Source organism: Kitasatospora sp. NPDC086009 (assembly GCF_044540385.1).
GTDB lineage: Bacteria > Actinomycetota > Actinomycetes > Streptomycetales > Streptomycetaceae > Kitasatospora.
The window spans coordinates 1-26,649 of record NZ_JBITSA010000029.1; the positions used below are offsets into that span (position 1 = coordinate 1).

Annotated in this window: 28 protein-coding genes; 6 read left to right on the forward strand and 22 right to left on the reverse strand. The window is 73.3% G+C overall.

The features are described 5' to 3' along the window. Positions 1-282 precede the first annotated feature (282 nt). The 7 genes from ACIF6L_RS36400 to ACIF6L_RS36430 form a co-directional block, all read right to left on the reverse strand. A complete protein-coding gene (locus tag ACIF6L_RS36400; RefSeq protein WP_396488887.1) occupies positions 283-1,467 on the reverse strand; it encodes a hypothetical protein in 1,185 nt (394 codons plus the stop codon). 122 nt (positions 1,468-1,589) lie between these two features. Beyond that, positions 1,590-2,081, reverse strand: coding sequence for a DUF3180 domain-containing protein (locus ACIF6L_RS36405; protein WP_396488889.1), 492 nt, complete (start codon positions 2,079-2,081; stop codon positions 1,590-1,592). Between the two features lie 236 nt (positions 2,082-2,317). Continuing rightward, a complete protein-coding gene (gene folK / locus ACIF6L_RS36410) occupies positions 2,318-2,917 on the reverse strand; it encodes a 2-amino-4-hydroxy-6-hydroxymethyldihydropteridine diphosphokinase (protein WP_329489129.1) in 600 nt (199 codons plus the stop codon). Between the two features lie 58 nt (positions 2,918-2,975). Continuing rightward, a complete protein-coding gene (folB, locus tag ACIF6L_RS36415) occupies positions 2,976-3,335 on the reverse strand; it encodes a dihydroneopterin aldolase (RefSeq protein ID WP_329492204.1) in 360 nt (119 codons plus the stop codon). Positions 3,336-3,581: 246 nt separating this feature from the next. Continuing rightward, the gene (locus tag ACIF6L_RS36420; RefSeq protein ID WP_329489128.1) at positions 3,582-4,064 is read right to left on the reverse strand and encodes a nuclear transport factor 2 family protein; all 483 of its coding nucleotides are present in this window, start codon (positions 4,062-4,064) and stop codon (positions 3,582-3,584) included. A gap of 31 nt (positions 4,065-4,095) precedes the next feature. After that, the gene (gene folP, locus ACIF6L_RS36425; RefSeq protein WP_329489127.1) at positions 4,096-5,001 is read right to left on the reverse strand and encodes a dihydropteroate synthase; all 906 of its coding nucleotides are present in this window, start codon (positions 4,999-5,001) and stop codon (positions 4,096-4,098) included. An 89-nt stretch (positions 5,002-5,090) separates the two neighbouring features. Continuing rightward, positions 5,091-6,929, reverse strand: a complete 1,839-nt coding sequence (locus ACIF6L_RS36430) for a phosphatidylglycerol lysyltransferase domain-containing protein (RefSeq protein WP_396488890.1) — start codon at positions 6,927-6,929, stop codon at positions 5,091-5,093. 373 nt (positions 6,930-7,302) lie between these two features. On the opposite strand from ACIF6L_RS36430, the gene ACIF6L_RS36435 reads away from it, so the two are divergent. Both ACIF6L_RS36435 and ACIF6L_RS36440 read left to right on the forward strand, forming a co-directional pair. Continuing rightward, positions 7,303-8,463 (forward strand): alpha/beta hydrolase-fold protein, encoded by a 1,161-nt coding sequence (locus ACIF6L_RS36435; RefSeq protein ID WP_329489125.1) that lies wholly within the window; start codon positions 7,303-7,305, stop codon positions 8,461-8,463. Positions 8,464-8,594: 131 nt separating this feature from the next. Further along, positions 8,595-9,383 carry a ferritin-like domain-containing protein gene (locus ACIF6L_RS36440; protein WP_396488893.1) on the forward strand — a complete coding sequence of 263 codons (789 nt, stop codon included), beginning with the start codon at positions 8,595-8,597 and terminating at the stop codon, positions 9,381-9,383. Positions 9,384-9,404: 21 nt separating this feature from the next. Here the strand turns inward: ACIF6L_RS36440 and folE are convergent, their stop codons facing one another. The 6 genes from folE to dacB all read right to left on the reverse strand — a co-directional run bounded on the left by folE (position 9,405) and on the right by dacB (position 17,464). Then, the gene (gene folE, locus ACIF6L_RS36445) at positions 9,405-10,010 is read right to left on the reverse strand and encodes a GTP cyclohydrolase I FolE (protein WP_329489123.1); all 606 of its coding nucleotides are present in this window, start codon (positions 10,008-10,010) and stop codon (positions 9,405-9,407) included. A 109-nt stretch (positions 10,011-10,119) separates the two neighbouring features. Next, entirely contained in the window at positions 10,120-12,171 is a 2,052-nt protein-coding gene (gene ftsH, locus ACIF6L_RS36450; protein WP_359803834.1) for an ATP-dependent zinc metalloprotease FtsH, read from the reverse strand. Positions 12,172-12,402: 231 nt separating this feature from the next. Next, on the reverse strand, positions 12,403-12,957 hold the full coding sequence (hpt, locus tag ACIF6L_RS36455) for a hypoxanthine phosphoribosyltransferase (RefSeq protein ID WP_030059589.1): 555 nt from the start codon (positions 12,955-12,957) through the stop codon (positions 12,403-12,405). 71 nt (positions 12,958-13,028) lie between these two features. Further along, a complete protein-coding gene (gene tilS, locus ACIF6L_RS36460) occupies positions 13,029-14,153 on the reverse strand; it encodes a tRNA lysidine(34) synthetase TilS (protein ID WP_329489121.1) in 1,125 nt (374 codons plus the stop codon). 327 nt (positions 14,154-14,480) lie between these two features. Further along, complete coding sequence (locus ACIF6L_RS36465; protein WP_396488895.1) at positions 14,481-15,656, reverse strand: zinc-dependent metalloprotease; 1,176 nt, start codon at positions 15,654-15,656, stop codon at positions 14,481-14,483. A 161-nt stretch (positions 15,657-15,817) separates the two neighbouring features. Then, entirely contained in the window at positions 15,818-17,464 is a 1,647-nt protein-coding gene (dacB, locus tag ACIF6L_RS36470; protein WP_396488897.1) for a D-alanyl-D-alanine carboxypeptidase/D-alanyl-D-alanine-endopeptidase, read from the reverse strand. Positions 17,465-17,540: 76 nt separating this feature from the next. Between dacB and ACIF6L_RS36475 the strand changes: the two genes are divergently transcribed. After that, the gene (locus ACIF6L_RS36475) at positions 17,541-18,032 is read left to right on the forward strand and encodes an inorganic diphosphatase (protein ID WP_329492202.1); all 492 of its coding nucleotides are present in this window, start codon (positions 17,541-17,543) and stop codon (positions 18,030-18,032) included. Positions 18,033-18,248: 216 nt separating this feature from the next. Then, positions 18,249-18,920, forward strand: coding sequence for a heme oxygenase (biliverdin-producing) (locus tag ACIF6L_RS36480; protein ID WP_396488899.1), 672 nt, complete (start codon positions 18,249-18,251; stop codon positions 18,918-18,920). Between the two features lie 114 nt (positions 18,921-19,034). Here the strand turns inward: ACIF6L_RS36480 and ACIF6L_RS36485 are convergent, their stop codons facing one another. The 3 genes from ACIF6L_RS36485 to ACIF6L_RS36495 form a co-directional block, all read right to left on the reverse strand. Then, a complete protein-coding gene (locus tag ACIF6L_RS36485; protein WP_329489112.1) occupies positions 19,035-19,250 on the reverse strand; it encodes a dodecin in 216 nt (71 codons plus the stop codon). Between the two features lie 142 nt (positions 19,251-19,392). Then, positions 19,393-20,352, reverse strand: coding sequence for an asparaginase (locus tag ACIF6L_RS36490; protein WP_359835494.1), 960 nt, complete (start codon positions 20,350-20,352; stop codon positions 19,393-19,395). 76 nt (positions 20,353-20,428) lie between these two features. After that, positions 20,429-21,049, reverse strand: a complete 621-nt coding sequence (locus ACIF6L_RS36495; protein ID WP_380385488.1) for an ABC transporter substrate-binding protein — start codon at positions 21,047-21,049, stop codon at positions 20,429-20,431. 478 nt (positions 21,050-21,527) lie between these two features. Here ACIF6L_RS36495 and dtd point away from each other — a divergent pair, with 478 nt between their 5' ends. Continuing rightward, on the forward strand, positions 21,528-21,977 hold the full coding sequence (dtd, locus tag ACIF6L_RS36500; RefSeq protein WP_396488901.1) for a D-aminoacyl-tRNA deacylase: 450 nt from the start codon (positions 21,528-21,530) through the stop codon (positions 21,975-21,977). Between the two features lie 25 nt (positions 21,978-22,002). Here dtd and ACIF6L_RS36505 read toward each other — a convergent pair whose 3' ends face one another. The 3 genes from ACIF6L_RS36505 to ACIF6L_RS36515 form a co-directional block, all read right to left on the reverse strand. Continuing rightward, the gene (locus tag ACIF6L_RS36505) at positions 22,003-22,965 is read right to left on the reverse strand and encodes a YgfZ/GcvT domain-containing protein (RefSeq protein WP_396488903.1); all 963 of its coding nucleotides are present in this window, start codon (positions 22,963-22,965) and stop codon (positions 22,003-22,005) included. Positions 22,966-22,975: 10 nt separating this feature from the next. After that, a complete protein-coding gene (locus tag ACIF6L_RS36510; protein WP_359803843.1) occupies positions 22,976-23,440 on the reverse strand; it encodes a Fur family transcriptional regulator in 465 nt (154 codons plus the stop codon). A gap of 130 nt (positions 23,441-23,570) precedes the next feature. Continuing rightward, the gene (locus ACIF6L_RS36515) at positions 23,571-24,173 is read right to left on the reverse strand and encodes an FABP family protein (RefSeq protein WP_396488905.1); all 603 of its coding nucleotides are present in this window, start codon (positions 24,171-24,173) and stop codon (positions 23,571-23,573) included. Between the two features lie 288 nt (positions 24,174-24,461). Between ACIF6L_RS36515 and ACIF6L_RS36520 the strand changes: the two genes are divergently transcribed. Next, on the forward strand, positions 24,462-24,845 hold the full coding sequence (locus ACIF6L_RS36520; RefSeq protein WP_329489105.1) for a DsrE family protein: 384 nt from the start codon (positions 24,462-24,464) through the stop codon (positions 24,843-24,845). Here ACIF6L_RS36520 and ACIF6L_RS36525 read toward each other — a convergent pair. The 3 genes from ACIF6L_RS36525 to ACIF6L_RS36535 all read right to left on the reverse strand — a co-directional run bounded on the left by ACIF6L_RS36525 (position 24,839) and on the right by ACIF6L_RS36535 (position 26,436). Then, on the reverse strand, positions 24,839-25,087 hold the full coding sequence (locus ACIF6L_RS36525; RefSeq protein WP_380385530.1) for a hypothetical protein: 249 nt from the start codon (positions 25,085-25,087) through the stop codon (positions 24,839-24,841). The genes ACIF6L_RS36520 and ACIF6L_RS36525 overlap by 7 nt on opposite strands. 184 nt (positions 25,088-25,271) lie before the next feature. Continuing rightward, positions 25,272-25,562 (reverse strand): DUF1416 domain-containing protein, encoded by a 291-nt coding sequence (locus ACIF6L_RS36530; RefSeq protein WP_093861460.1) that lies wholly within the window; start codon positions 25,560-25,562, stop codon positions 25,272-25,274. A 40-nt stretch (positions 25,563-25,602) separates the two neighbouring features. Further along, on the reverse strand, positions 25,603-26,436 hold the full coding sequence (locus ACIF6L_RS36535; protein WP_352293668.1) for a sulfurtransferase: 834 nt from the start codon (positions 26,434-26,436) through the stop codon (positions 25,603-25,605). Between the last annotated feature and the right edge of the window lie 213 nt (positions 26,437-26,649).

Consider the following 26,649-nt stretch of genomic DNA (forward strand, 5'->3'; position numbering starts at 1 on the left):
GCAGGACGCGCAGGTCAGAACGGGTCTGCCGGACCCGGCCGCCGGGGTGAACCAGCTGAGCCGGCTCACCCACGTCGCCGGGCCCGGAACCCCCCCCCCCCCCCCCCCCCCCCCCCCCCCCCCGCCCCCCCCCCCCCCCCCCGCCCCCCCCCCCCCCCCCCCCCCCCCCCCCCGGCGGGGGCCCCCCCCCCCCCCCGCCGCGCCCCCCCCGGGGGGGGGGGCGGGGGGGGCCCCCGCGCCGGGGCGGCGGCGGAGGCGGCGCGGGGCGCCGCCCGGGCTGGGTCAGCGGGAGGCGCGCAGCTCCGGGAGCTGGAGCAGCTCGGTCTCCTCGTCCGGGGTCAGGTCCACCACGGTCGGCTCGACGCCCTCCGGCTCGGCGTCCTGGTCCGCGTCGGCCGGTACGGCGTCGGCCAGCCCGGCCTCGGGGTCGAGGTCGGCCGGCTCGACCGAGGGCCGCACCCGGTCCGGGAGGGCGGCCGGCGGCACGGCCCTGACCGCGGCCACCGCCTCGTCGCCCACCACGTCCGCCAGGTCGGCGCGCTCGCCCAGCTCGGCGACGCTGCCCAGGGCCGGCGCCGGGGCCGCCGGACGGCCGGCCGCTCCCGAGCGGCCGAAGAAGCTGAAGCCCTGCCCACGGGCCTGCTGCGGGCGCGGGCGCTGCCGCTCGGCCGCCACCACGGGAGCGCTGGGCGTCCCACCCAGCTGGCCCACCGTCGCCGTCAGCGCGGGCCGCGGCGCGGGCGCCGGAGCGACGGCTGCCGGGGCGGCCGCCGCGGGCACCGACGCGGCCGGCGTGGGGACGGCCGGAGCCACCGGAGCCGGCACCGGACGGGCGGGCGCCACCGGCGCGGACGCCGGGACGGTCGCCGGCGCGGTGCGGGCCCGCAGCGCGACCTCCGCACCGGCCGCGCGCTCACGCTGGGCGTCCCGGGCCGCCGCCTGCCGCTGCAGCTGCCGCAGCACGGCCGCGGCGCGGACGAACGCGGCCGGACTGGCCGGGTACTTGGGGCGGGCGGCGGCGAGGGCCCGCTGGGCCGCCTCGGCCTCCTTGAGCGCCTGCTCGGCGACCGCCACGGCGCGCTCGCGCAGCAGCCTGGCGATCTCCGTCTCGGCCTTGGCCAGCCGCGACTTCTCGGCCGTCAGCCGCCGCCCGAAGCGGGTGGCCCGCTCCTCGGCGACCTCCGCCGCGTACTCGGCCTCGGCGAGCTGCTCCTCGAAGCGCTCCTCGGCCCGGAGCCGCTGCGCGACGGACACCTCGGCGGCCGCCCGGGCGGCCCGGTCGCGCTGGCGCAGCAGCACGGCGATCCCGAGCGAGGCCAGCACGGCGGCGACGCCCACCGAGCGGACCAGGACGGTGTCCTGACTGAAGAGCAGCGCGGCCACCGCGGCGACGATGAGCACGCCGGCGGCGGTGGGAGGAAGGATCCGGCCGAGGACGGAGGAATGACGGTGGCGTCCGCGAGACATGCCAAGAAACTAGCGTGCGAATTGGGGCCGTGTCAGCCCAGGGTCCGCTTTGGCCCTTGACACTGCGCAAGCTTTACCGCTCGTACCCGGGCCCTCACCCAAGATCACCGAAGCGGGTCCGCTCAGCGGTGCGAGGTCGCCGCCGGCCCGCTCGGGTCGTCGTGGTCCTCCGGCAGCTTGCACACGTGCTGCAGCCAGAGCGCCGCCGCGATCACCGCCACCCCGGCCAGCACCGCGAAGCCGGCCGTGACGGCCTGGTCCTGGCGGGCCTGCACGTCCAGTTCGCCGAGCAGGTAGATGCCCGCGCCCGCGTAGACGCCGGTGACCACCGACGAGACCAGCGCGCTCGCCTGCGCCAGCACCACCGCCCGGGCGGCGCCCAGCGGGTCGACGCCCTTCGCCCCGGGCTGGCGCTCGCGCGCCGCCTTCAGCCGGGAGCGCAGCGAGATCGCCGTGGCGAGCAGGATCACCGCCACCGCGGCCAGCACCACCGGAGCCGCACCCGGCACCGCGGGCAGGGTGTCCAGGGAGGCCCACAGCTTGGCACCGGCCCAGGACAGCGCCGTGGTCGCGGCGGTGATGCCGACCAGCAGACGGAGGCGAAGCAGCTTCACTCGGACGTGGTCCTTCCCGGGGTTGCGGTGTCGGGCGGCCGCCCCCGGGCCCGGCCCTGCTCCCCCCGGCCGACGGCTGGGAGGCGCCCCGACCCGGCGACGGGGCGGGGCGGACGGTACGACGGCGCCAGGCCACCGTACCGGGCCCGGGCGGGCGGGCACCCGCGCGGATGGCGGACACCTACTCGTACGGCCGGGACCTCGTCCGAGTTCCCGGCCGTACGGGCCGGCGGGGCCTACTCCGGCAGGGTCAGCCCGATGTCCTCGCGCCGCCGGACGCCCTGGGCGTCGGCGCCGCCGAGCGCCTGGAGCAGCGCGGCGACCTGGCCGTGGCCGGGCACCTCGGCCTCCGGCTGGGCGTCCAGCCAGGGGGCGAGCACGAAGGCCCGCTCGTGCGAGCGCGGGTGCGGCAGCAGCAGCTGCGGGTCGTCGCTGGTGACGCCCTCGTAGGCCAGGATGTCGACGTCCAGCGTCCGCGGGCCCCAGCGCACGGTGCGGACCCGGCCGAAGGCGTCCTCGATCGCGTTGCCGCGCTCCAGCAGGTCGCGCGGGGGCAGGGTGGTGCGCAGCACCACCACCGCGTTGTAGTAGTTGGGCTGCTCGTCGGGGCCGCCGAGGGCCTCTGTCTCGTACACGCCGGAGACGGCCTTGATCTTGAGCCCGGGGGTGTCGGCGAGGGCGTCCACGGCGCCCTGGAGGGTGTCCAGGCGGTTGCCCAGGTTGGAGCCGAGGGCGATCACGGCGCAGCGCTGGCTGTGCAGCGTGGCGTCGGCCGAGTCCACCCGGTTCTCCAGGTCGAACGTGCTCGGCGAGGCGGTCGGGTCGCTGGTGCTCATCGGGCTTCCCCTACAACTGGAACGGGCTCTGCGGCTGGCACGGGGTACGCGGTGCGGGTCATGCGCGGCCCCGGTGGATGGTCACGGTCACGTCGTCGAACGGCACGGTGATCGGGGCGTCGGGCTTGTGCACGGTGACCTCGACCTCCTCGACCGCCTCGTGCGCCAGGCACTGGTCCGCGATGCGCTGCGCCAGGGTCTCGATCAGGTCGACCGGCTCGCCGGCGATGATCGCGGTGACCTCCTCGGCCACGACGCCGTAGTGCGCCGTGCGGGTGAGGTCGTCGCCGGACGCGGCGGGGCGGGTGTCCAGGTGGAGCACGAGGTCCACCACGAAGGTCTGGCCCTCGACGCGCTCGCGCTCGAAGACACCGTGGTGACCCCGGGCACGCAGGCCCCGCAGGGTGACGCGGTCCAGCAAACGAATCACTGCTCCCACTCGGACGGGCCCTGCCCCGGAAAGCGGGGGGAAGGCAGGGCGGAGGCGGACACGACGGCCGCCACTGCGTTTCGAATCTACCCGCGAGCGCCGACAACGCCTGACCGTCCTACCCGGCACGAACCGACGCCACGCACGCCGGATCGGCGATTGACGTGAACGTTCGGTGGCTCTCCGGGAATTCCCGGGCCGCCTCCGGCGGGCATTTCGCCGGCGGCCCCCGGTTCAGTCCTCGTCCTCGTCGTCCCCGCTGGTCAGAACGGGTGAACCGTGGTGGGACCAGAGCTTCCAGCCCGCCGGGGTGCGGCGGAAGAGATTGGTCGAGACGACCTTTCCGCCGACCAGCGGGCCGAGTTCGCCCTCCTCCTCCGCCTCGCCGCCGGAAAGGATGTTCTCGGTGCACGTGACAAGGGCCACATCCCCCTGAACCTCGGCCTCGACGTCGGTCAGGATGAACTGGATGTACTCCGTGTTCGCCATGATCAACATGTAGGAGCGGGTCACCTGGGCCCGCCCGCGCAGCACCGGCCAGCCGGGGTGCACGCAGACCACGCCGCCCTTGTCGTCGGCCTCGTCGGCCCCCAGCCAGGCCTCCTCGACGGCCTCCAGATCGCCGTTCTCCAACGCCTCGTACAGCGCCCGGTTGGCCTCCAGTACGGCCTCCCGGTCCGCTTCCCGGGCGCGCTGACCCGCGGTCTCGCCGCTCACCCTGCCGTCACCTGCCACAGACCCTCCCGTTTCACCTGCCGCTCCGGCCCGCCGACGGGCCGGAGGGGTCCTGCCGGGCCGCCCGCTGCCAGGCGGCGACCACCCGGACGGCGTCCGCCGTGCCGGCCACGTCGTGCACCCGCACCGCCCAGGCCCCGGCCCCGGCCGACAGCACCGACACCGCGGCGGTCGCGTCGTCGCGCTCCCTGGCCGGGCGCAGTTCCCCGGTTTCCGGGTCGGCGAGCAGCGTACCCAGGAACCGCTTGCGCGATGCGGCGACGAGGACGGGACGGCCGAGCGCGGTGAGCGCCGGGAGCCCGCCGAGCAGGGCCCAGTTGTGCTCGGCGGTCTTGGCGAAGCCCAGGCCCGGGTCCAGGATCAGCTGCTCCTCCTTGACGCCGGCCGCCAGCAGCGCGTCCATCCGGGCCGTGAGCTCGCCGACCACGTCCGCGACCACGTCGCCGTAGACGGCCAGGCTGTCCATGTCGGCGGACTGCCCGCGCCAGTGCATCACCACGAAGGGCACGCCGGTCTCGGCCACCACCCGGGCCATCGCGGGGTCGGCCAGGCCACCGGAGACGTCGTTGATGATCCGGGCACCGGCCGCGACGGCCCGCTCCGCGACGGAGGCGCGCATGGTGTCGACCGAGACGACCACCCCGGAGTCGGCCAGCTCGCGCACCACCGGCAGCACCCGGCCCAGCTCCTCCTCCTCGGGCACCCGCTGCGAGCCGGGGCGGGTGGACTCGCCGCCGACGTCCACCAGGTCCGCGCCGCGGGCCCGGAGCGCCAGGCCGTGGGCGATGGCCCGGGCGGGGTCGTGCCACATCCCGCCGTCCGAGAAGGAGTCGGGGGTCACATTGACCACGCCCATCACGGAGCAGCGGTCGAGCCGCGGCAGTCCGGCAGGCAGCGAGAAGGACAGCGAAGTGCTCATAACCCCATTATCAGTTCAAGTCCCCGCTCCCCCGGAGACGACCGGACCCCCGCCGGGTCTCCGACGGGGGTCCGGGGGCGGGCGCCGGCCTACGCGGCCTCGGTGACCTCAGGGCGGCCCGGGGCCGGCAGCGGGCCCTGGCGCTGCGGCTTGCGGCCGAAGCGCGGCATGCCGAGGGTGATGAAGGCCTCCGCCTGCATCGCGGCGAACCCGATCCGGGGCAGGTCCCGGGTGTTCGGGAAGACCAGGAACCGCGGCTCCCACTCGGGCTGGAACTTGGCGTTGAACTTGTACAGCGACTCGATCTGGAACCAGCGCGACAGGAACACCAGCAGCCCGCGCCAGGCCCGCAGCACCGGGCCGGCGCCGATCCGCTCACCGCGCGCCAGGGCCGAGCGGAACATCGCGAAGTTGAGCGAGACCCGGCGCACGCCCATCGCCGGCACCGCCTGCAGCGCGGCGACGATCAGCAGCTCGTTCAGACCGGGGTCGGCGGCGCGGTCGCGACGCATCAGCTCCAGCGAGATGCCGTCCGGCCCCCAGGGCACGAAGTGCAGCACGGCCTTCAGGTCGTCGCCGTCCTCGCCCTCCTCCGGCGCCTTGTGCGCGGTGACCACCACGCAGGCGTCGTCGCCCGGGTCGCCGAAGCGGCCGAGGGCCATCGAGAAGCCGCGCTCGGTGTCGGTGCCGCGCCAGCGGGAGGCGGCGTCGGCGATCCGGTACTTCTCGTCCGGCGTGAGGTCGGCGACCCGCCGCACCTGGCAGGAGTAGCCGTTGCGCTCGATCCGCTTGACCATCTGGCGCACGTTGCGCATCGCCCGGCCTGCGAGTGAGAACGTCCCGGTGTCGACGATCGCCTCGTCACCCAGCTCCAGCGCGTCCAGCCCCGCCTCGCGGGTCCAGACCTCGCCGCCCACCTCGCTGCAGCCCATCACGGCCGGCACCCAGGCGTGCTCGCGGGCCTCGGTCATGAAGACCTTGATCGCACCCGGCCAGGCCTCGACGTCGCCGACCGGGTCACCGGAGGCGAGCATCACGCCGGAGACCACCCGGTAGGAGATCGCCGCCTTGCCGGAGGGCGAGAACAGCACGCTCTTGTCCCGGCGCAGCGCGAAGTAGCCGAGCGAGTCGCGCTCGCCGTGCCGGTCGAGCAGCGCGCGGACCTTCTCCTCGTCCTCGGCGGTCAGCTCCGGCTTGGGCTTCTCCGGCCGCAGCGCCAGGTAGGCGGTGGTGAAGGCGGTGATCAGGCCCAGCCCGCCGAGCAGGTAGGCGACCTGGTCGGAGACCCGGTCCGAGCTGTAGTCGACCGGCCCTTCGAAGCCGAACAGTCCGTACCCGACGTGCTCAAGCCGGTGGAACAGGCTCGGGTCACCGATCTCGTACCCGGTCCGGGTGGAGACCACCAGCAGGCCGAGCGCGACGCTGATCGCCCCCATCACGACCAGGTTGACCACCGCCCGCCAGCGGGTCCGGGGGTCGGCCTTGGCGTAGAACTCGCGCCGGTGCACCAGCATCACCGCGAACAGCACCAGCGAGACGACCGCCGGGCCGATCTGGTGCCAGCGCAGGATGTGCAGCGCCGCGCCGACCGGCAGCAGCACGCAGACGGCCCGCCAGGCCCGCCGCTTGCGGCGGCGCAGGGCGTGGGCGAGCAGCACCAGCAGCAGGCCGACCATCAGCGTGCCGGCCGCGGCCAGGGTCGTGGTGCCGCCGGGCAGCTGCCCCGCGAAGTCGTGCACCTTGGTGTGCCGGAGCTTGGGGAACACCGCGCTGGCGGTGTCCACCAGACCGATCAGCAGACAGGCGTAGCCGACCGCGCCGGGGAGCCAGGCCCGGGGGACGGAGGCCGCTTGGGTACGAAGCGTCTGCAGGCCGCGGCGGCGGGGCGGCTGCTCGGGGCTCGGCTCAACGGACACGGGAACGCTCATGGAAGCTCAGCGTAGAGGCTGCGGACTGCAGTCCTGTCACTCCGGGGGAGGAGTTGTGAGGGACCTTCATGCCTTTTCCTTCATCGGGCAATGCGCACACCAAACATCCGGCAACGGAGGGTAAACCGGTGTTCGGCGGACGCTGTGGTTGAGCCGAGGGGTGGGCGCCGGAGCCTTCCCGCCGCGTGGCGCGACGGACCCCCGCATACCCGGTACGTACGGTGGACGCCGCGTTCCGGGGGACCGGTTGCGTCGGATCGCCCCGGACTCCGCCTGCCCCGACGTCCGGACAGCCTAGCCGCGATGGCCGTGGCTGACGCACCGCCAGACGATGAAGCCTGCACCGAGAGTTTCCCACCGGAAGGCCGACGGCATGGAACTGACCAGCGACGCGCTGGTGAACTCGCTGCTCGCGCTCGGCGCGGCGGCCCTGCTCACCACCCTCTGGCTCTGGCCCCGGCTGGCCCGGCAGCGCCCGCTCCCGGTGCTCGGGCGGATCGGTCTGCTGACCGTCACTCAGGTCTCGGTGCTCGCGGTGCTGGCGCTGTCGGTCAACAACTCGTTCGGCTTCTACACCTCATGGGACGACCTGCTCAGCCCCGGCGGCGCCAAGCTCGCGCTCACCAGCAGCGAGCGCCACCACAGCGGCACCCCGGTCTCCGACGCGCTGGTCCAGCCGACCGAGGAGGGCGGCCTGGAGACCGTGACCGATCTGCCCAAGGGCCCCCCGGAGGAGGTCGGCAAGATCGAATCGGTCCGGGTGGCGGGCAAGGAGACCGGCCTCTCCGACCAGATGTTCGTCTACCTGCCGCCCGAGTACTTCGACCCGAACCTCGCCATGGTGCGCTTCCCGGTGCTGCTGACCATCGCCGGCTTCCCCGGCACCACCATGCACCTGCTCAAGGACCTGCCCGTCCCGCAGACCGCCTGGGAGCTGCGCAAGGGCGGCAAGATGGCCCCCACGATCATCGTGATGGCCCGGCCGAGCGTCGCCCCGCCGCGCGACACCGAGTGCGTCGACGTCCCCGGCGGCCCGCGCGCCGAGTCCTGGTTCGCCAAGGACGTGCCCGAGGCGCTGCGCTCGGCGTACCGGGTCAGCCGCTCGCCCTCGTCCTGGGGCGTGCTCGGCTTCTCGACCGGCGGCAGCTGCGCGATGCGGCTCGCGATGCGATACCCGGACGTCTACGGCAACGGCGTGGGGATGCACGGCGACTTCAAGGTCGCCGAGGACCAATTCACCGGCGGCAACCTCTTCGGCGGCGACAAGGCGCTGGCCGACCAGAGCGACCTCGGCTGGCGGCTGCAGAACCTCCCCGCGCCGAACCTCTCGCTGCTGGTGATCAGCACCCGCAAGGAGACCGACTACCCGGAGACGGTGAAGTTCGTCGACCTCGCCCAGCAGGTCGCGGCCGCCAATCCGCAGTTCAAGGTCGAGTCGCTCTACCTGGACGACGGCGGCCACAACTTCGACAGCTGGATCCGCGAGCTCCCGGCCGCACTGGAGTGGATGAGCGCCCGGCTCACCTGGACCTGACCGCCGGCGGCGACGGCCGCCGGACGAGTGGTTACCGGCCGGTCGGGCCGGTCCGCCGCCACCACGGGGAACGTATCGCGACCGCCCGGCCGAACGGCCCGGGTGGACACCTGATCCGTGCAGGAGGCCCCATGCTCAGCACCCGATCGCTCTTCGCCGAGATCTACCGCAACGACGAGGCCTATCAGCTCTTCTGCAGCATCGCGGCCGGCGGCGAGGACCAGGGCGGCTGGGAGAACGAGCGGATCACCGCCCTCACCCGCGACCCGGTCCTCGCCCCCAAGATCGCCCGGCACGGCGCCGACGAGCGCAAGCACGGCCGGATCTTCACCCAGCTGCTGCACAAGCGCGGCCTGCCCAGGATCGACGTCCCCGCCGAGGCCGACTACTGCATGCTGCTGGAGCGCCAGGGCGTCGGCCTCTCGCACGAGCGGCTGAACAGCGAGGTGCCGCTGGCCGAGCGGGAGATCATCACCTACCTGGCGCACAGCCGGGTGACCGAGCAGCGCGCGGCCGAGCAGATGCGCCAGCTGGTCAAGGTGTACGGCGACGATCCGGATCTCGGCCGGGCGATGCGGATGATCTCCGCGGACGAGGACAACCACCTCGCCTACTGCCACGAGGAGCTGCTGCGGCTGGTCGCCGAGGGCCACGGCCCGTACGTCCGGCACACCCTGGAGACCAGCGCGCGCGGCGAGATCCGCACCCACCGGGACGTCGGGCTCGCCGTGACGGCCCGGATGGCGCGGATCCTCGGGTGGCCGCGCTGGCAGCGCGCCGTGGTGACGGCGGGCGTCCACGTGCTCTACCTGTACGACCGGGCGTTCGGCTGGCGGCGGATGGTGACCCTGCGGATGCCCCGGCGCCGCAACGCCCTGGGCACCCCGGCCCCGCCGCACGCGGAGCACCAGCTGCTCTGAGCCGACGGGGCCGCAGGGCCGCTAGCGACCGATGATCAGGCTCATCGCCTCGGCCCGGGTGGCCGGGTCGCGCAGCTGGCCCCGCACGCAGGAGGTGATGGTCTTGGCGCCGGGCTTGCGGATGCCGCGCATCGACATGCACATGTGCTCGCACTCGATCACGACGATCGCGCCGCGCGGTTCGAGGATCCGCATCAGCGCGTCCGCGACCTGGCTGGTGAGCCGCTCCTGCACCTGCGGACGGCGGGCGTAGACGTCGACCAGCCGGGCCAGCTTGGACAGGCCGGTGATCTTGCCGTTGACCGACGGGATGTAGCCGACGTGCGCGACGCCCCGGAACGGCACCAGGTGGTGCTCGCAGACCGAGGTCAGCTCGATGTCCTTGACCAGCACCATCTCGTCGTGGCCGAGGTCGAAGGTGGTGGTGAGGACGTCCTCCGGCTCCTGCCAGAGGCCCGCGAATATCTCCTTGTACGCCCTGGCGACCCGGGCCGGGGTCTCCAGCAGACCCTCGCGGTCCGGGTCCTCGCCCACCGCGAGGAGCAGCTCGCGGATGGCGTTCTCGGCCCGCTTCTGGTCGAAGGTCCCGACGGCGGACGGACCGTCGAGCGTCACCGGGTCGATCATGCGGGCCTCGCTAACTAGGGGGACGACTTGGCTGAACAGCACGGATGCCGCGCCTCCAGAGTACAAACCCTGGTGGCGCGGCATCCATTCCGTCCCTGTGCTGGCGCGATCAGCCCTCGGCGGGCGGCTCCACCGGCAGCGGCGGGAGCTTCACCACGTCGACCGGAGCGGCCTCGACGGCGGCGGCGCCGTTGGTCAGCGCCAGCTCCTTCGGGGACTGCACCGGCGGCCGGGTGGACGGCGTACGACGGGACGAGCCCGTCCAGGCCGGCCGGGCCGGGCGCTTGACGATCGGGGCGAAGATCTCGGCGATCTGCTCCTTGTTCAGGGTCTCCTTCTCCAGGAGCTCCAGAACCAGGTTGTCGAGCACGTCGCGGTTCTCGACCAGGATCTCCCAGGCCTCGTTGTGCGCGTTCTCGATGAGCTTCTTCACCTCTTCGTCCACCAGCCCGGCGACCTCTTCCGAGTAGTCGCGCTGGTGGCCCATCTCGCGGCCCAGGAACGGCTCCGAGTTGTCCGAACCGAACTTGATCGCGCCGAGCCGCTCGGTCATCCCGTACTGGGTGACCATGGCCCGCGCGGTCGCGGTGGCCTTCTCGATGTCGTTCGAGGCGCCGGTGGTCGGGTCGTGGAAGACCAGCTCCTCCGCCGCGCGCCCGCCCAGCATGTACGCCAGCTGGTCGAGCATCTCGTTGCGGGTGGTGGAGTACTTGTCCTCGTCCGGCAGCACCATGGTGTAGCCGAGCGCCCGGCCGCGGGACAGGATGGTGATCTTGTGCACCGGGTCCGCGTTGGGAGAAGCCGCCGCGACCAGGGCGTGACCGCCCTCGTGGTACGCGGTGATCTTCTTCTCCTTCTCGGACATGATCCGGGTCCGCTTCTGCGGTCCGGCCACGACGCGGTCGATCGCCTCGTCCAGCGTGAAGTTGTCGACCAGCTTCTTGTCCGAGCGGGCGGTCAGCAGCGCCGCCTCGTTCAGGACGTTGGCCAGGTCGGCACCGGTGAAGCCGGGGGTGCGCTTGGCGACGGCCCTGAGGTCGACGTCCGGCGCGACCGGCTTGCCCTTCTGGTGCACCTTGAGGATGTCCAGACGGCCCTGGAGGTCGGGGCGCTCGACCGCGATCTGCCGGTCGAAGCGGCCCGGGCGCAGCAGCGCCGGGTCCAGGATGTCGGGGCGGTTGGTGGCCGCGATGAGGATCACGCCGCCCTTGACGTCGAAGCCGTCCATCTCGACCAGCAGCTGGTTGAGGGTCTGCTCGCGCTCGTCGTGACCGCCGCCGAGACCCGCACCGCGGTGCCGGCCGACGGCGTCGATCTCGTCGACGAAGACGATCGCCGGAGCGTTCGCCTTGGCCTGCTCGAAGAGGTCGCGGACGCGGCTGGCGCCGACACCCACGAACATCTCCACGAAGTCCGAGCCGGAGATCGAGTAGAACGGGACCCCGGCCTCGCCCGCGACGGCACGCGCCAGCAGGGTCTTGCCGGTACCGGGCGGGCCGTAGAGCAGCACGCCCTTCGGGATCTTGGCGCCGACCGCCTGGAACTTGGCCGGCTCCTGCAGGAACTCCTTGATCTCGTGGAGCTCCTCCACCGCCTCGTCCGCACCGGCGACGTCCGAGAACGTCGTCTTCGGCGTGTCCTTGGTGAGCAGCTTGGCCTTCGACTTGCCGAACTGCATGACGCGGGACCCGCCGCCCTGCATCTGGTTCATCAGGAACAGGAAGACCAGAACGATGATCACGATGGGCAGCATCGACAGCAGGAGGCTGACGAAGGTGCTCTGCTTCTCCGGGCTGACGGTGTAGCCCTCGGAGAGCGAGTTCTGGTCGTTGTCGTTGATCTGGGCCTGGAGCTTGTCGGCGAGCGCGACACCCTGGTCGCCGATGTACGAGGCCTGGAACTTGCTGCCGGACGGGGTCTTGCCCGTGCCGGCGTTGGACAGCGTGGCGCCGTCCTTCAGTTGGATCTTGATCGTGTTCGAGTCACCAGTGGTGATCTGCGCCGACTTGACCTGCTTGGCGTCGATCGCTGCGACGACCTGCCCGGTGTCCACCGTCTTGTAGCCGTTCGAGTCAGAAACGACCTGCATCAGCACGATGACGGCGAGGACGGCCAGCACGATCCACATGATCGGCGCACGGAAGTATCGCTTGACGTCCATCCATGCGGGGCGTTGCCGCCCCGTCCCTCCTGCCACTCGACGGCGCCGCGGGGCCTGGGCCGCCGGCGCATCCGGTTCTGCTCATGTGAAGAGCGGTTTTATTGGACCGTACCGCAGTCCGACCCGCCGGTGGCGGGAGCACAGCGACACGACCTACTTCTATTTCCCCCGATGCAACGGGCGGGAACGGTCCACTGTTCCCGTCCGTAGCCCGAACGGGCCCCGAAACCCTCAGCCGCCGTAGACGTGCGGGGCGAGGGTGCCGATGAAGGGGAGGTTGCGCAGCTTCTCCGCGTAGTCGAGCCCGTAGCCGACCACGAACTCGTTGGGAATGTCGAACCCGACGTACTTGACGTCGATCTCGACCTTGGCCGCGTCGGGCTTGCGCAGCAGCGTGCAGACCTCGAGCGAGGCCGGGCCGCGCGAGCCCAGGTTGCCCAGCAGCCAGGACAGCGTCAGCCCGGAGTCGATGATGTCCTCGACGATCAGGACGTCACGGCCGGCGATGTCGGTGTCGAGGTCCTTGAGGATCCGCACCACACCGGAGGACTTGGTGCCCATCCCGTACGAGGAGACGGCCATCCAGTCCATGGTCACCTGCGAGTGCAGGGCCCGGGCGAGGTCGGCCATCACCATCACGGCACCCTTGAGGACGCCGACGATCAGCAGGTCCTTGCCTGCGTAGTCCCGGTCGATGCGCTCGGCCAGCTCCAGGAGCTTGGCGTCGATCTCGTCCTTGCTGATGAGCACCTTCGCGAGGTCAGCGCCCATGTCGTTCTGGTCCACCGGGGATACGTCCTCAAACGTTCGGGGTCTGGATGGCCGGCGGCCCGGCGCCCCGGGAGCATGCCTGCCCGTCAGTCGCCCTGCCGCCGAAAGACCAGCGTGCCACACCTACGGGTGGCTTCGACGCCCCCGGGTAGGTGCAACGGCCCCTGGCCGCGCCAACCGGTGACCAGCAGATCGATCGTTTCGAGGTGGCGCGCGAAGAGGTCCCCGGCCGGGCAGCCCGCCCGCAGCGCGGCCCTGCGCAGTACCCGGCGGCGCACCGCGGGCGGCAGTTCGGCCAGCTTCCCGACGTCCAGGGTGCCCTCGCCGGTACGGAGATCGCGCTCGGCGAGCGCGGCCCACTGGTCCAGCGCGTCGGCGTCGTCGCGGAACAGCCGGGCGGTCCGGGCCAGCGCCTCGACCACGCCGCCGCCCAGGTGCTTCTCCAGCACCGGCAGGACCTCGTGCCGCACCCGGGAGCGGGTGTAGGCGGGGTCACAGTTGTGCGGGTCGTCCCAGACCGGGATCGCCTGGGCGGAACAGGCCTGGCGGGTGGCGGCCCGGTCGAGCTCCAGCAGCGGGCGGCGGTAGCGGCCCTTCTGGGCCGGCATGCCGGCCAGCGAGCGGGCACCGGAGCCGCGGGCGAGGCCCAGCAGGACCGTCTCCGCCTGGTCGTCGCGGGTGTGGCCGAGCAGGACGGCCACGGCGCCGTGACGCTCGGCGGCGGCGTCCAGGGCGGCGTAGCGGGCGTCCCGGGCGGCGGCCTCGGGGCCGCCGGCGCGGCCGACCCGGACCGGCACGGCCTCGACCGGGTCGAGCCCGAGCGAGCGGAGCCGCTCGGCGACCTGGGCGGCGCGGTCGGCGGAGCCGTTCTGGAGACCGTGGTCGACGGTGACGGCGCCGACCCGCAGGCCCAGCTTGGGGGCCTCGAAGGCGGCCGCGATGGCCAGCGCCATCGAGTCGGCGCCGCCGCTGACGGCGACCAGGACCAGCGGCGAGCCGGGCGCGGCCGGGGTGCGCGGCAGACCGGACGGGTGGCGGTGGGCGTTGCCGATCAGGGTGGTCCCGACGGCGGCGCCGACCAGCGGCGCACCGCTGGGGCGCTCGCGGGGCTCGCGGGGTGCGGCGAAGGTGGTGCCGGCCTCGGCGGCGAGGTCGGTGAGCGTGCGGCGTACGGCCAGGCGTATCGCGGCGACAGCGGGGTGTGGGCCCACGGCGGACGACTCCTTGACGGAGGGGACAGGACGGCGGTGGGCGCGGCGGGGGCCGCGCATCTGTGAGCGCCGTGTTACCGGGCGCTCACAGATGGTGGCAGAAAGGAGGCACCCGCTACGCCACCCGCGCCACCGGTACGACCACCGTCCCACGTACGGGTGAATGGAGAAACGTATCTTCACCCGCCATCTGCACGATTGGACCACTCGTACGAACGGCTTTGACCGCTGCCGACCGCCTCCGGCCCCGCCCGGAGCGCGCGCACGGAGAGCGACCGGGGCGAGTCCCCCGGCCGCCCGGGCCGAAGGGACGCTCCGGCGGGCGAGTCACCTCGCGACGCGGGCCACCCAGGCGGCGGGGTCGTGGATCTCGTCCTTGGTGGGCAGGGTGTTCGGGGACGTCCAGACCCGGTTGAAGCCGTCCATCCCGACCTGCTCCACCACGCCCCGCACGAAGACCGCGCCGTCCTGGTACTGGCGGAGCTTGGCGTCCATGCCGAGCAGTCGGCGCAGCACCAGGTCGAGCCGGTTGGCACCGCGGTCCCGGCGCTGCTGGAACTTCTCCCGGATCTCGGCCACGCTCGGCACCACGGCCGGGCCCACGCCGTCCATCACCACGTCCGCATGGCCCTCCAGCAGCGACATCACGGCCGTCAGACGGCCGAGGATCTCGCGCTGGGACGGCGACTGGACGATCTCCAGCAGTCCGGTCGATCCGGCCCCCTCGCCCCGCCCGCCGAGGCCGGGCAGGCCGCCGAGCGTGCCCGCCGCGTCCCGCAGCCGGTCCAGCAGCGCCCCCGGGTCGACGTCCGTCTCGGCCAGGAAGGACTGCACCTCGGACTGGATGTGGTCGCGCAGCCACGGCACCGCGGTGAACTGGGTGCGGTGGGTCTCCTCGTGCAGGCAGACCCAGAGCCGGAAGTCGGCCGGGTTCACGTCCAGCTCCCGCTCGACGTGCACGATGTTCGGCGCCACCAGCAGCAGCCGGCCCGGGCCGGGGCCCTCGGGGCCCAGCCGGGGCTTGTCGAAGAGCGCGGCCGGGCTGTCCGGCGCCTCCAGCGAGGACTCGGCCGGGGCGAAGGTCTCGTACTGGCCGAGCACCTTGGTCGCCAGGAACGCCAGCAGGGCGCCGACCTCGATGCCGGTGGCCTTCTCCCCCACCGCGCCGAGGACCCCGGCCGCGGCGCTGCCGCTCCGGCGGGCCTGGAGCTTCTCCACCAGGGGCTGGACCACCGTCCGGAAGCCCGCGACGTTGGCCCGCACCCAACCGGGGCGGTCCACGATGAGCACCGGGGTCGCGGTGGCCGCACCGAGGCTGCTGGAGCGCATGCCCGTGAACGCCCGGACGTGCTCCTCCGCCTCCAGGGCGTGCCTGCGCAGTTCGGCGACCACGGCCGCCGCCTCCGCGCGGCTCACCTCCGGCCCCGGCCGTACCAGCCTGGTCGCGGTTGCGACCGCGAGATTCCAGTCGACCATGTCAGCACCGCCGCTCGCGCTCGTCATGCCCTCACCGTACGTGCTCCGGCCCATCGGGGGGAGCCACGGGAGCCCACGTCCTGCCGGACGGGTGCCCGGGACGGCCGGACTCCGGGCGGCGGCCGTACGGGGCCGAACCCCCCGCCGGTGCACGGGGATCGGCCCCGGTCGACGTCGCCGCGGGTGACTCAGTGGCAGCCGCAGGCCGCCAGTCTGGCCACGACGCGGTCCATCGCGGCGCGGGCGGTGTCGGCGGCCGCGGTGGTCTTCGTCATCACGGCGAAGGCGAGCAGCCGGCCTTCGGCGTCCACCACCGTGCCGGCCAGGGTGTTGACGCCGTTCAGGCTGCCGGTCTTGGCCCGGACCAGGCCGGCCGCCTCGGCCGCGCCGGAGCCGGCGCCGAAGCGCTTGCCGAGGGTGCCGGTGAATCCGGCGATCGGCAGGCCGGTGAGCACCGGACGCAGCGTCGGGTGCTGCTCCGAGGAGGCCAGCGCGAGCAGCTGGACGAGGACGGCGGGCGGGATCGCGTTGCCCGTGCTCAGCCCGCTGCCGTCGCCCAGCACCACCCCGGTCATCGGCACGCCGAGCCGGGCGAGTTCCTGGGTGACGGCGGTGGCGGCGCCCTCGAAGCTGGCCGGCTGGTGCGCGGCGAGCGCGGCCTGACGGGCGATCGCCTCGGCGAGGGTGTTGTCGGAGGTGGTGAGCAGGCGCTCGACCAGCCGGGCGACGGTCGGCGAATCGACCCGGCCGAGGACCGGCGCGGTGGCGGCCGCGGGGGCGGCGGCGGGCTTGGCCTTGCCGTCCACGGTGATGCCCTGGGCCCTCAGTTGGGCGGCGAAGGCGTCGGCGGCCTGGCCGGCCGGGTCGGCCACCCGGGCCGGCGCGTCCTCACGGCTCTTCGGGTCGACCTTGCCCTCGTCGATCATCAGCGGGGTGACCAGCGCGATGTTGGCGGCGTCGTAGTTCTTGTGCTGGGGGCTGCCCGCGTAGAGCGAGAGGTCGTAGTCCAGCTTGACGGCGGTGGTGCCGGCGGCCTTGAGGGCGGCGGCGGTCTGCCGGGCCAGGGCCTCCAGGGAGGCGGGGGCGGTGTCGGCGTCGGCGGGCGCGCCGCCGATCTGCACCTGGTCGGCGGGCAGCGCGGTGAGGGTCGGGTCACCACCACCCACGAGGGTGATCTCGCCGGGGTTCGCACCCTTGACGACCCGGGTGGCCAACCGGGTGTCCCCCGGGATCAGCGAGAGCGCCGCGACGGTGGTCGCCAGCTTGGTGGTGGAGGCCGGGGTGGCGGGCGCGTTCTCCCCCGAGCCGTAGAGCACCCGGCCGTCCGCCGCGTCCGCGACGGCGAAGCTGACGGTGCCCAGGTTGCGGTCCGCGAGCGCGGCGGCGAGCGCCTGCTGGAGCCCCTGGGCGGTCGGCAGCGCGGCGCCCGGTCCGGCCTCGGCCGAGGCCAGGACGGCCCCCGCGACCGGGGCCGGGCGGCCGGCGGCCGGGGTGGCGGGCGTCCCCGTGGGCGAACCGGCGGGCCCGGCGGGCGGGGTGCCGGGCGGCGGGGTGGTGGACGGCCCGGCGGCCCCGGTCGGGCCGGTCGGCTCCGCCGCTCCCACCCGGTTCCGGCCCTGGTCGCCGCCGCGGTCGTGCCCGCGGTCACCGTCCCCGCCGCCGTGCTTCTTCCCGTCCTCGCCGTGGCCCGCGCTGTGCCCGCCGGCCGGAGGGGAGGGCTGGGCGTACGCGCCGCCGCCCGAACCCAGCACCGTGCCGGCGACCAGTAGTGCCGCCCCGAACAACCCTGCGGCCGTCCCCCTGCGGCGGTCTCCCGCCCCGACCACTGCTCCCACCGACCGGCCCCTTTCCTGAGCACCCGCTCCCGTAGGAGACACTTGGATTCTGTCAGTCCCTACCTTGGAGGAACCGTTGGAGTTCGACGTCCTTATCGAAATCCCTAAGGGCTCGCGCAACAAGTACGAGGTCGACCACGAGAGCGGTCGCCTTCGTCTTGACCGGATGCTGTTCACCTCGACGCGCTACCCGGCCGACTACGGCTATGTCGAGGGCACCCTGGCGGACGACGGCGACCCCCTGGACGCCCTGGTCATCCTGGAGGAGCCGACCTTCCCCGGTTGCCTGATCAAGTGCCGCGTCATCGGCATGTTCAAGATGACGGACGAGGCCGGCGGCGACGACAAGCTGCTCTGCGTCCCGGCGACCGACCCCCGCTGGGAGCACCTGCAGGACATCCACCACGTGTCGGAGTTCGACCGTCTGGAGATCCAGCACTTCTTCGAGGTCTACAAGGACCTGGAGCCCGGCAAGTCCGTCGAGGGCGCCAACTGGGTCGGCCGCGCCGAGGCCGAGGCCGAGGTCACCGCGTCGATCAAGCGGCTTGCGGAGCAGGGCGGTCACTGAGCCCTCGTACCGATCTCGTTCGCAGGGCGGTTCGAGGTAGGTCGGGGCGGTCGGAGGCCGGGGTTCGCGGATTCGTCCGCGACCCCGGCCTTCGCCGTTCCCGGCCGCGCCCGGAGGCTCCCGCGCCGCTCCCGGACCGGCTTTGCCGACACTCTGTCGGCATGACGGGAACTCAGGTTAGGCTAACCGGGGCCCGTTCCGATCCCTGGAGGCCGCATGCCCACGCCCGAGCAGCCCGTCCCGTTCTCCACCGTGCTCCGCACCGCCAGCAGCGAGGAGCACGAGGCCGCGGAGCAGTCGCCCTTCATGAGCCGCCTGCTGGGCGGACGGCTCGGCGTCGACGCCTACGCCGACCTCACGGGCCAGCTCTGGTACGTCTACCGGGCCCTGGAGGGCCGGACCGCCGAGCTGGCGGACCACCCGGTGGCCGGACCGTTCATCGACCGGGCCCTGCTGCGCACCGCCGCCATCGAGCGCGACCTGGAGCACCTGCGCGGGCCCGGCTGGCGCGAGGGGCTGGCGCCGCTGCCCGCCACCGCCGCGTACGTGGCCCGGGTGGAGGAGCTGGCGGCCGAGTGGCCGGCCGGGTACATCGCGCACCACTACACCCGCTACCTCGGCGACCTGTCGGGCGGTCAGATCATCCGCGGCATCGCCGAGAAGACCTGGGGCTTCGAGCGCAAGGGCGACGGCGTGCGCTTCTACGTGTTCGAGGAGGTCGACAACCCGGCCGCCTTCAAGCGCGACTACCGGGCCAAGCTGGACGCCGCCGGGCTCGCGCTGGACGACATCGAGCGCCGCCGGGTGGTCGAGGAGTGCAAGCGCGCCTTCGTGCTCAACGGCGCGATCTTCCACGACCTGGACGGGCGTTACCCACTGAGCGCCTGACCACCGCCGCGCGGGAACGTCCCCGCACCGGTGCGCCCGCGCCCGACCGGACGGCGAAGCACCGGGCCCCGGCGAGCGGTTGCGCACCGGGGCCCGGTGCGCGCCGGGCCCCGGTCAGGCGTCGTCGTCGAGCCGGAAACCGACCTTCAGACCGACCTGGTAGTGCTGGATCCGGCCCTCCGCCAGGTGCCCCCGGACCTGCGTCACCTCGAACCAGTCGAGGTTGCGCAGCGTCCGGGAGGCCCGCTCCACCCCGTTGCGGATGGCGGCGTCGATGCTCTCGGTCGAAGACCCGACGATCTCGGTCACCCGGTAGACGTGCTCGCTCATGACGGACTCCCTCACCTGTGCGACGGCCCCCGTCCACCGTGCACCGCCACCGGCCGGTCCGCACTCCGGCGCCCGCCGGGCGGGCCCGGGGCCCGTCCTCGGGAGCGCGGCTCCGCCCCGTGCCGGGGACCCGGGCACGGGCCTAGAAGGCCGCCCGGATCTCGCCCACCGGCACCCCGCCGCCGAGCAGCGGCGCGGCCGCGATCCGCTCCACCGTGCCGTCCGCCGTGGTCACCCCGAGCCGGCGCAGCGCGGCCGCCAGGACCGGCCCGCGGGCCCGCTCGGCACCGTCGTCGATCTTGAAGGCGAGAGCCCGGCCGTCCGGCAGCGCCACCGCCTGCACGGCCTCGGCCCCCATCTTGGACAGCGCGCCCGGCACCGCCCGCATCAGCCAGGTGTCGGCCCGGCGGGTGCCGGCCACGTACTCGGGGTGGGCGCGCATGGCGTCGGCCACCCGGCGCTGCGGCGTCCCCGGCTCGGCCCCCAGCAGCGCCCGGTAGCCGCGGGCCAGGCCGGTCAGGCTGACAGCCAGCAGCGGGGCGCCGCAGCCGTCCACCCCGGCGTGCGCCGCCGGCTCGCCGGTGGCCTCCGCCATGGCCTCGCGGGCCAGCACCTGGAGGGGGTGCGCCGGGTCGAGGTAGCTCTCGGTCGGCCAGTCGTTGGCGACGCAGGCGGCCAGCCAGCCGGCGTGCTTGCCGGAGCAGTCCATCAGGATCGGTGCGCGCCCGCCGCCGGACCGCAGGTGCAGCTCGGCCTCGGTCTCGTCGAGCGGCAGGTCGGCCGGGGTCCGCAGGGCGGACTCGTCCAGCCCCGCGTCACCCAGGATCCGCCGTACGCCGTCCAGGTGAAACGATTCCGCGGAGTGGCTGGAGGCGGCCAGCGCCAGCAGCTCGCCCTCGATCGCCAGGCCCGCCCGCAGGGTGGCCACCGCCTGGAACGGCTTGGCGCACGAACGCGGGAAGACCGGGGCGTCGGGGTCGCCCAGCGCGAAGTCCACCGAGCCGTCGGCGGCGAGCAGGACCAGCGATCCGTGGTGCCGGCCCTCGGTGAAGCCGGAGCGTATGACCTCGGCGAGCACGGGCAGGGCGACGGAGTGGGACATGGCGGAAGCCTTCCGGGGTGAGGGTGGGCCGGGGGCGAGCCGGACCGCACGCACCCGCCCCGGACACCTCACCCGGTCAGAGCGGGCCGCCCGCGAGCAGGTCGTCGACCCGCGCTTCCCCATCACGGTACCTGCGGGTGATCTCGGCACTGCAGCCGTCCGCCGTCCGCAGCAGCAGCTGCCGCCGGCCGGACACCTCGCGCTCGTGCGCGCGCAACCGGTCCAGCGCGGCCAGCAGCTCCTCGGGCGGGTGCGCGGCCAGGTCGGCCAGCTGGACATCGCCCATCAGGGCGTCCGCCTCCAGCTGGGACTGCTGGCCGCGGGGCGGCCCCAGGGTGACGTGCCGGGCGGAGCGGCGGACCGTCGACGGGGCATCGGTGAGGATGGCCGGCAGCCGGTCCAGCAGCGCGCCGCCCGCCGGGCTCTCACCCCCGGCCGCCACCAGGAGCGCGCCCGGCCGGCGGTCGAGTTCGGCCCGCAGGATGTCCATCCGACCATGCAGCAGGCGCCGCAGATAGGAGAGGTCCGCCTCCTGCTCCAGGGTCTCCCGGCGCAGGGTGCGCAGCTGCTCCAGGCCCAACCGCCCCAGATCGGGCTCACCCTCCGTACCCGCTGCCGGGCCGGAGGAGCCCCCCACCGGCTCCGGCCCCTCGGGTGTCTGCCCGGACCGGCCCCGTGCCGTGCTGCTCGCGTCCATCAACCAACCACCTGCCGTCGTCCGATCCCGCCCGCTCGCGGCACCCCGTCGCCTGCCGCCGGTCCGACCCGTGCCCCGGGCGGGCCGTCGCGCGTACCCGCCGCGCACACCCGTCCGATGGCACGCGCGATCGCCCCCGAAAGGTTCCCGCCCCCGCCGATGCCACCCCACGGGGCGACACCACCAGAACGCCTGACCTACCGACTCGACCACCCGGCCGAACGGACCCGGCGCGGCGGACCTCTGGCGCCCCGGACCCTCGTACCGCCCCAGCGTGCCACCCCGCCCACCGCCGGTGCACCGCCCGTGCACCCGAACGGCCCCCTGGCGAACGGGGGTGGCTGATATGACCGGGGCTTTTCGCAGCGAGAGCGGCATCCCCTGGCGCGCAGGCGCGCACCACCCAGCGCGTACGGGCCTTGCGCACGCCCCTCAGGGGGCCGCCGGAACGCGCCGCCCGCTCCGGCACAATGGCCGCATGCGAGCAGTGGTGCAGCGAGTGACCGAGGCCAGGGTGACGGTGGCCGGCGAGACCGTCGGCGCGATCGAGGGACCGGGGCTCTGCGTCCTGGTCGGCGTCACCCACGAGGACACCCCCGCCAAGGCGGCCCAACTGGCCCGCAAGCTCTGGACGCTACGACTGCTGGAGCCGGGCGAGGCCCGGGCCGACGGGGTCGAGCAGTCCTGCTCGGACCTGGGCGCGCCGCTCCTGGTGATCAGCCAGTTCACCCTCTACGGGGACGCCCGCAAGGGCCGCCGCCCCACCTGGAACGCCGCCGCCCCCGGCCCGGTCGCCGAGCCGCTGGTGGACGAGGTGGTCGCCCAGCTGCGCGCCCTGGGCGCCAAGGTCGAGACCGGCCGCTTCGGCGCGGACATGCGGGTCGCACTGGTGAACGACGGCCCGTTCACCGTCCTGGTCGAGGTCTGACCGGACCGGGGCCCGACCGGCCCGGCTACTGCGGGACGATCACGTCCTGCGTCCCCGGCACCGTCCCGGCCAGCAGCACCGCGTCCACCGGGACGTTCCGCTTGACGACCGCCAGCGCGATCGGCCCCAGCTCGTGGTGGCGCGCCGAGGACGTCACGAAGCCCAGTGCCCGGCCGTCCGGGTCCGAGGCGAGCCGCACCTCGGTACCGTGCGGGGGCAGCGTCTCCTCGGTGCCGTCCAGGTGCAGGAAGACCAGCCGGCGCGGCGGCCGGCCCAGGTTGTGCACCCGGGCGACCGTCTCCTGGCCGCGGTAGCAGCCCTTCTGCAGGTGGACGGCGGTCGTCAGCCAGTCCACCTCGTGCGGGATGGTCCGGTGGTCGGTCTCGAAGCCGAGCCGCGGCCGGTGGCCCTCGATCCGCAGCGCCTCGTACGCCCAGATCCCGGCCGCCGGGCCGTAGCCCCCGGTCAGCGCCGCCAGCTCGGCACGCGGCAGGAAGAGGTCCCGCCCGTAGGCCAGCTCGCGGACCGCCGCCGCGCCGTCCGCCGCGGCGGTGGAGCCGGCCGGCAGGTGGACCACCGCGTAGTCGGCGGTCGCGTCGGCGACCTCGACCCGGTAGAAGAACTTCATGCTCTCCAGGTAGCCGAGCAGCGCCTGCGCCGTGCCCGGCTCGACGTGCGCCCAGGTGGTGGTGCCGTCGTCGACCACGTACAGGGCGTGCTCGACGTGTCCGTTCGGGGAGAGCACCAGCGCCTCGGTGGCCTGCTGCACGGGCAGCTCGCTGACGTGCTGGGTGAGCAGCAGGTGCAGCCAGGCCAGCCGGTCGTCGCCGGTCACGGTGATCACGCCGCGGTGGGAGAGGTCCACGAAGCCGCTGCCCCGCGCGAGGTTGCGTTGCTCGCGGAAGATGTCGCCGTAGTGGGCGGCCACACCCTCGTCGGTTCCCCCGGCGGGGACGGCACCGGGCAGCGCAAGCAGCGGGCTCTTCATACCGGCCAGCTTACGGCCGGTCCTCGGCGAGCTTGGCGGTGCAGTCGGCGCAGCGGCCGAAGATGGCGAAATGCTTGAGGTCGGTGTCGAAGCCGTGCCGCTCGCGCAGGCTCTCGATCAGCGGCCGGGCGATCTCGGTACCGGTCTCGGTGACCTTCTCGCAGTCCCGGCAGACCAGGTGGAGGTGGTGGTGACGGCCCGCCAGGTGGTACGTCGGAGCGCCGTGGCCGAGGTGCGCGTGCGACACCAGGCCGAGCTCCTCCAGCAGCTCCAGGGTCCGGTAGACGGTGGAGATGTTGATGCCGCTGGCCGTCCGGCGGACGTGCCCGAGGATGTCGTCCGGGGTCGCGTGGTCGAGCACGTCGACCGCCTCCAGGACGAGCTGGCGCTGGGGCGTGAGGCGGTAGCCGCGCTGACGCAGATCGGCCTTCCAGTCGCCGGAGAGCTGCCAGTCTGTGGTGCCGGTGTCCGCCACGGTGCTGTCCCTGCCAAGGTCGGGGGTCCTGATGCAAGTGTAGGGACCGGCCGTCGGCCGGTCCCTACCTCGTGCGCGGTGGGCTGTGGGCTGTGCCCGGCGGTGAGCCGTGCTCAGCGGTGAGCCGTGCTCAGCGGAAGAAGGCGATGCCGTCGTCCGGCAGGTCGTTGATGTCCTTGATCAACTGGGCCGGGCTGAGCACCTTCTTCAGCTGCGCCGACATGTACGGGCGCAGCGGCACGTTCGGGGCGGCCTTCTCGCCGACCCAGAGCAGCTCCTCGTTGACGAAGCCGAAGAGACGCTTGCCGCCCGAGTACTCCGGCGAGCCCTCGATCCGGGCCACCGCGTCGGTGGAGACGTCGATCTGCGGCTTGCCGTCGGCCAGCTCGCCGTACCAGATCTCCACGGCGCCGTCGTCCCGGACGGAGGAGATCTCGATCCCGCGGACACCGCTGGTGCCGTGCTGGTTGCTGGTCACGCGCCAGAACGCGTGCTCGTTCTCCAGCGGGCGGACCTTCTCGCCCTCGCTGTCCAGCACCCAGGTGCGGGAGCGGAACTCCAGGAACGGCCGGCCGTCGTGCCGGAAGACGATCTCCTGGCCGAAGTTGCACTTCTCCGCACCGGCGGCCTCCTCGCCGGGCAGCGGCGCGTAGACGCCCGCGCCCTCCCAGGTGCCGAGGAGGAAGGCGAGCGGGACGACGTCCTTGTGGAGGTCAGAGGGGATCTCGATCATGTTCCTGGTCGCTGTCGTCGACGATGTGGGGCAGCTTCAACCGTACGGCAGCCGGACTCAGCGCTGGCCCTGGTACAGCTTCATCACCGAGAAGATGGCGAACCAGGTGATCAGCACGGCCATGAGGGCCAGCAGACCGTCGAAGAAGATTTCCAGACCGGACACGGGGGGCTCCCAGGGCGGCGACAGTGTGGTGGATTTTGCTGGCGCTCACTCTATCCGCCGGGTGACGACGGGTCTCGGTGAGCCCCACCACGTCGGCATTTCGCCGGGATCTAGGGTGGCGGCATGTCCTCCGATACGAAGTCCGACTCGAAGAAGCTCGTCATCAAGGTCACCGCCGGTGCGGACGCGCCGGAGCGCTGCTCGCAGGCCTTCACGGTGGCGGCGGTGGCCGTCGCCAGCGGGATCGAGGTCTCGCTCTGGCTGACCGGCGAGTCGTCCTGGTTCGCCCTGCCGGGGCGGGCGGCGGAGTTCGAGCTGCCGCACGCGGCGCCGCTGCCGGACCTGCTGGAGTCGATCCTGGCGGCCGGCACCGTCACCCTCTGCACGCAGTGCGCGGCCCGGCGCGGGATCGAGCAGAAGGACACCGTCGAGGGCGTCCGGATCGCGGGCGCGCAGGTCTTCGTCAGCGAGATCATGGCGGACGGCGTGCAGGCCCTCGTCTACTGATCCGGCCCCCGCCGCCCCTCGTGGTCCGGGTGGTCCCGGTCGTGACCGGGGTCGTCCCACTTCGGGTCCTCCCAGCGCGGGTCGTTCCACCAGTCGTCCTCGGGGTCCCGCTTGTTCGCGAACACCGCGGCGGCGGGCGGGATCACCATCGCGACCACGCACATGCCGATCGCGGCCGGGACGGACCAGAACCGGACCACGCCCCAGGCCAGGACGAACAGCCCCAGGCAGACGCCCATCATGGCGAAGTAGTAGCGATGCCGCCGGCTCCCCTGCACGCTTCCACCGTACGACCGAGGGCCCCTGCGGAAGCAGGGGCCCTCGGGATCGGATCCGGCCGTTTCGGGCCGGATCCGGCGCACTCGGTCACCCGGAGCGCTCGGCGTGCGAAGCGCACGCGGGGCGCTCGGAGCGGGGTCAGAGCGCTCAGACGGCGATGGCGACCTCGGTCAGGTTGCCCTGGGAGGCGACCACCTGGCGGTCCACGGTCTGCCCCGGGACGAGCGCGCGCAGCGTCCACTTGCCCGGGCGGGCGAAGAACCGGAACTGGCCGGTCGCCGAGGTGGGCACCTCGGCCGTGAACTCGCCGCCCTCGTCGAGCAGCCGGACGTAGCCGTTCACCGGCTCGCCGTCTCGGGTCACGGAACCCTGGATGATCGTCTCGTTCGCCACGTCAACTCCTGCCAGGTCCGGCCCACCGGCCTTCGCACCGCACATGTCTTGTCTTCCCTTCAGCCTTACGGGTGGAGCCGGCGGTTCAGTTGCCGAGCTCGATCGGCACGCCGACGAGGCTGCCGTACTCGGTCCAGGAGCCGTCGTAGTTCTTCACGTTCTCCTGGCCGAGCAGCTCGTGCAGCACGAACCAGGTGAGCGCGGAGCGCTCGCCGATGCGGCAGTAGGCGATGGTGTCCTTGGCCAGGTCGATGCCCTCGGCCTCGTACAGGGCCTTCAGCTCGTCGTCGCTCTTGAAGGTGCCGTCGTCGTTGGCGTTCTTGGCCCACGGGATGTTGCGGGCGCTCGGCACGTGGCCGGGGCGCTGCGACTGCTCCTGCGGGAGGTGGGCCGGGGCGAGCAGCTTGCCGGAGAACTCGTCGGGCGAGCGGACGTCGACCAGGTTGAGGGTGCCGATGGCGGCGATCACGTCGTCGCGGAAGGCACGGATCGAGGAGTCGACGGCCTGCGCCTTGTACTCGGTCGCGGGGCGGGCCGGCACCTCGGCGACCAGGTCGCGGGAGTCCAGCTCCCACTTCTTGCGGCCGCCGTCCAGCAGGCGGACATCGCCGTGGCCGTACAGCTTGAAGTACCAGTAGGCGTACGAGGCGAACCAGTTGTTGTTGCCGCCGTAGAGCACCACGATGTCGTCGTTGGCGATGCCCTTGGCGCTCAGCAGCGCCTCGAAGCCGGCCTGGTCGATGAAGTCGCGGCGGACCGGGTCCTGGAGGTCGCTCTTCCAGTCGATCCGGACGGCGTTGCGGATGTGGTTCTTGTCGTAGGCGGAGGTGTCTTCGTCGACCTCGACGATGACAACCTTCGGGTCGTCCAGGCGGGCCTGGACCCAGTCGGCGTCGACCAGGACGTCGCTGCGGCTCATGGTGGTGTTCTCCATCCGAGGGCGGTTTGCGGAAGGTGCTGCTGCGGGTGCTCGTCGGCGGCCGTTCCGAATTCATGTCCGAATGATGGGACGAACCAGGGAGGCGCACTGTTCCGAGCGGTGGTCTGCGGTGTGCAGCGGGAACGGGCGGTACGGGGTACCGGGCCAGATCACCGGGAAAATCGGCGGCGGGCGGGAAATGCCCTGCAAAGA

Excerpts from the sequence above, each read along its gene's own strand:
- ACIF6L_RS36400 (WP_396488887.1), bottom strand. The coding sequence starts at position 1,467 with ATGTCTCGCGGACGCCACCGTCATTCCTCCGTCCTCGGCCGGATCCTT.
- folK (WP_329489129.1), bottom strand. The coding sequence starts at position 2,917 with ATGAGCACCAGCGACCCGACCGCCTCGCCGAGCACGTTCGACCTGGAG.
- folP (WP_329489127.1), bottom strand. The coding sequence starts at position 5,001 with ATGAGCACTTCGCTGTCCTTCTCGCTGCCTGCCGGACTGCCGCGGCTC.
- ACIF6L_RS36430 (WP_396488890.1), bottom strand. The coding sequence starts at position 6,929 with ATGAGCGTTCCCGTGTCCGTTGAGCCGAGCCCCGAGCAGCCGCCCCGC.
- ACIF6L_RS36435 (WP_329489125.1), top strand. The coding sequence starts at position 7,303 with ATGGAACTGACCAGCGACGCGCTGGTGAACTCGCTGCTCGCGCTCGGC.
- ACIF6L_RS36440 (WP_396488893.1), top strand. The coding sequence starts at position 8,595 with ATGCTCAGCACCCGATCGCTCTTCGCCGAGATCTACCGCAACGACGAG.
- folE (WP_329489123.1), bottom strand. The coding sequence starts at position 10,010 with ATGATCGACCCGGTGACGCTCGACGGTCCGTCCGCCGTCGGGACCTTC.
- ftsH (WP_359803834.1), bottom strand. The coding sequence starts at position 12,171 with ATGGACGTCAAGCGATACTTCCGTGCGCCGATCATGTGGATCGTGCTG.
- ACIF6L_RS36465 (WP_396488895.1), bottom strand. The coding sequence starts at position 15,656 with ATGACGAGCGCGAGCGGCGGTGCTGACATGGTCGACTGGAATCTCGCG.
- ACIF6L_RS36480 (WP_396488899.1), top strand. The coding sequence starts at position 18,249 with ATGCCCACGCCCGAGCAGCCCGTCCCGTTCTCCACCGTGCTCCGCACC.
- ACIF6L_RS36485 (WP_329489112.1), bottom strand. The coding sequence starts at position 19,250 with ATGAGCGAGCACGTCTACCGGGTGACCGAGATCGTCGGGTCTTCGACC.
- ACIF6L_RS36490 (WP_359835494.1), bottom strand. The coding sequence starts at position 20,352 with ATGTCCCACTCCGTCGCCCTGCCCGTGCTCGCCGAGGTCATACGCTCC.
- ACIF6L_RS36495 (WP_380385488.1), bottom strand. The coding sequence starts at position 21,049 with ATGGACGCGAGCAGCACGGCACGGGGCCGGTCCGGGCAGACACCCGAG.
- dtd (WP_396488901.1), top strand. The coding sequence starts at position 21,528 with ATGCGAGCAGTGGTGCAGCGAGTGACCGAGGCCAGGGTGACGGTGGCC.
- ACIF6L_RS36505 (WP_396488903.1), bottom strand. The coding sequence starts at position 22,965 with ATGAAGAGCCCGCTGCTTGCGCTGCCCGGTGCCGTCCCCGCCGGGGGA.
- ACIF6L_RS36515 (WP_396488905.1), bottom strand. The coding sequence starts at position 24,173 with ATGATCGAGATCCCCTCTGACCTCCACAAGGACGTCGTCCCGCTCGCC.
- ACIF6L_RS36520 (WP_329489105.1), top strand. The coding sequence starts at position 24,462 with ATGTCCTCCGATACGAAGTCCGACTCGAAGAAGCTCGTCATCAAGGTC.
- ACIF6L_RS36525 (WP_380385530.1), bottom strand. The coding sequence starts at position 25,087 with ATGATGGGCGTCTGCCTGGGGCTGTTCGTCCTGGCCTGGGGCGTGGTC.
- ACIF6L_RS36530 (WP_093861460.1), bottom strand. The coding sequence starts at position 25,562 with ATGTGCGGTGCGAAGGCCGGTGGGCCGGACCTGGCAGGAGTTGACGTG.
- ACIF6L_RS36535 (WP_352293668.1), bottom strand. The coding sequence starts at position 26,436 with ATGAGCCGCAGCGACGTCCTGGTCGACGCCGACTGGGTCCAGGCCCGC.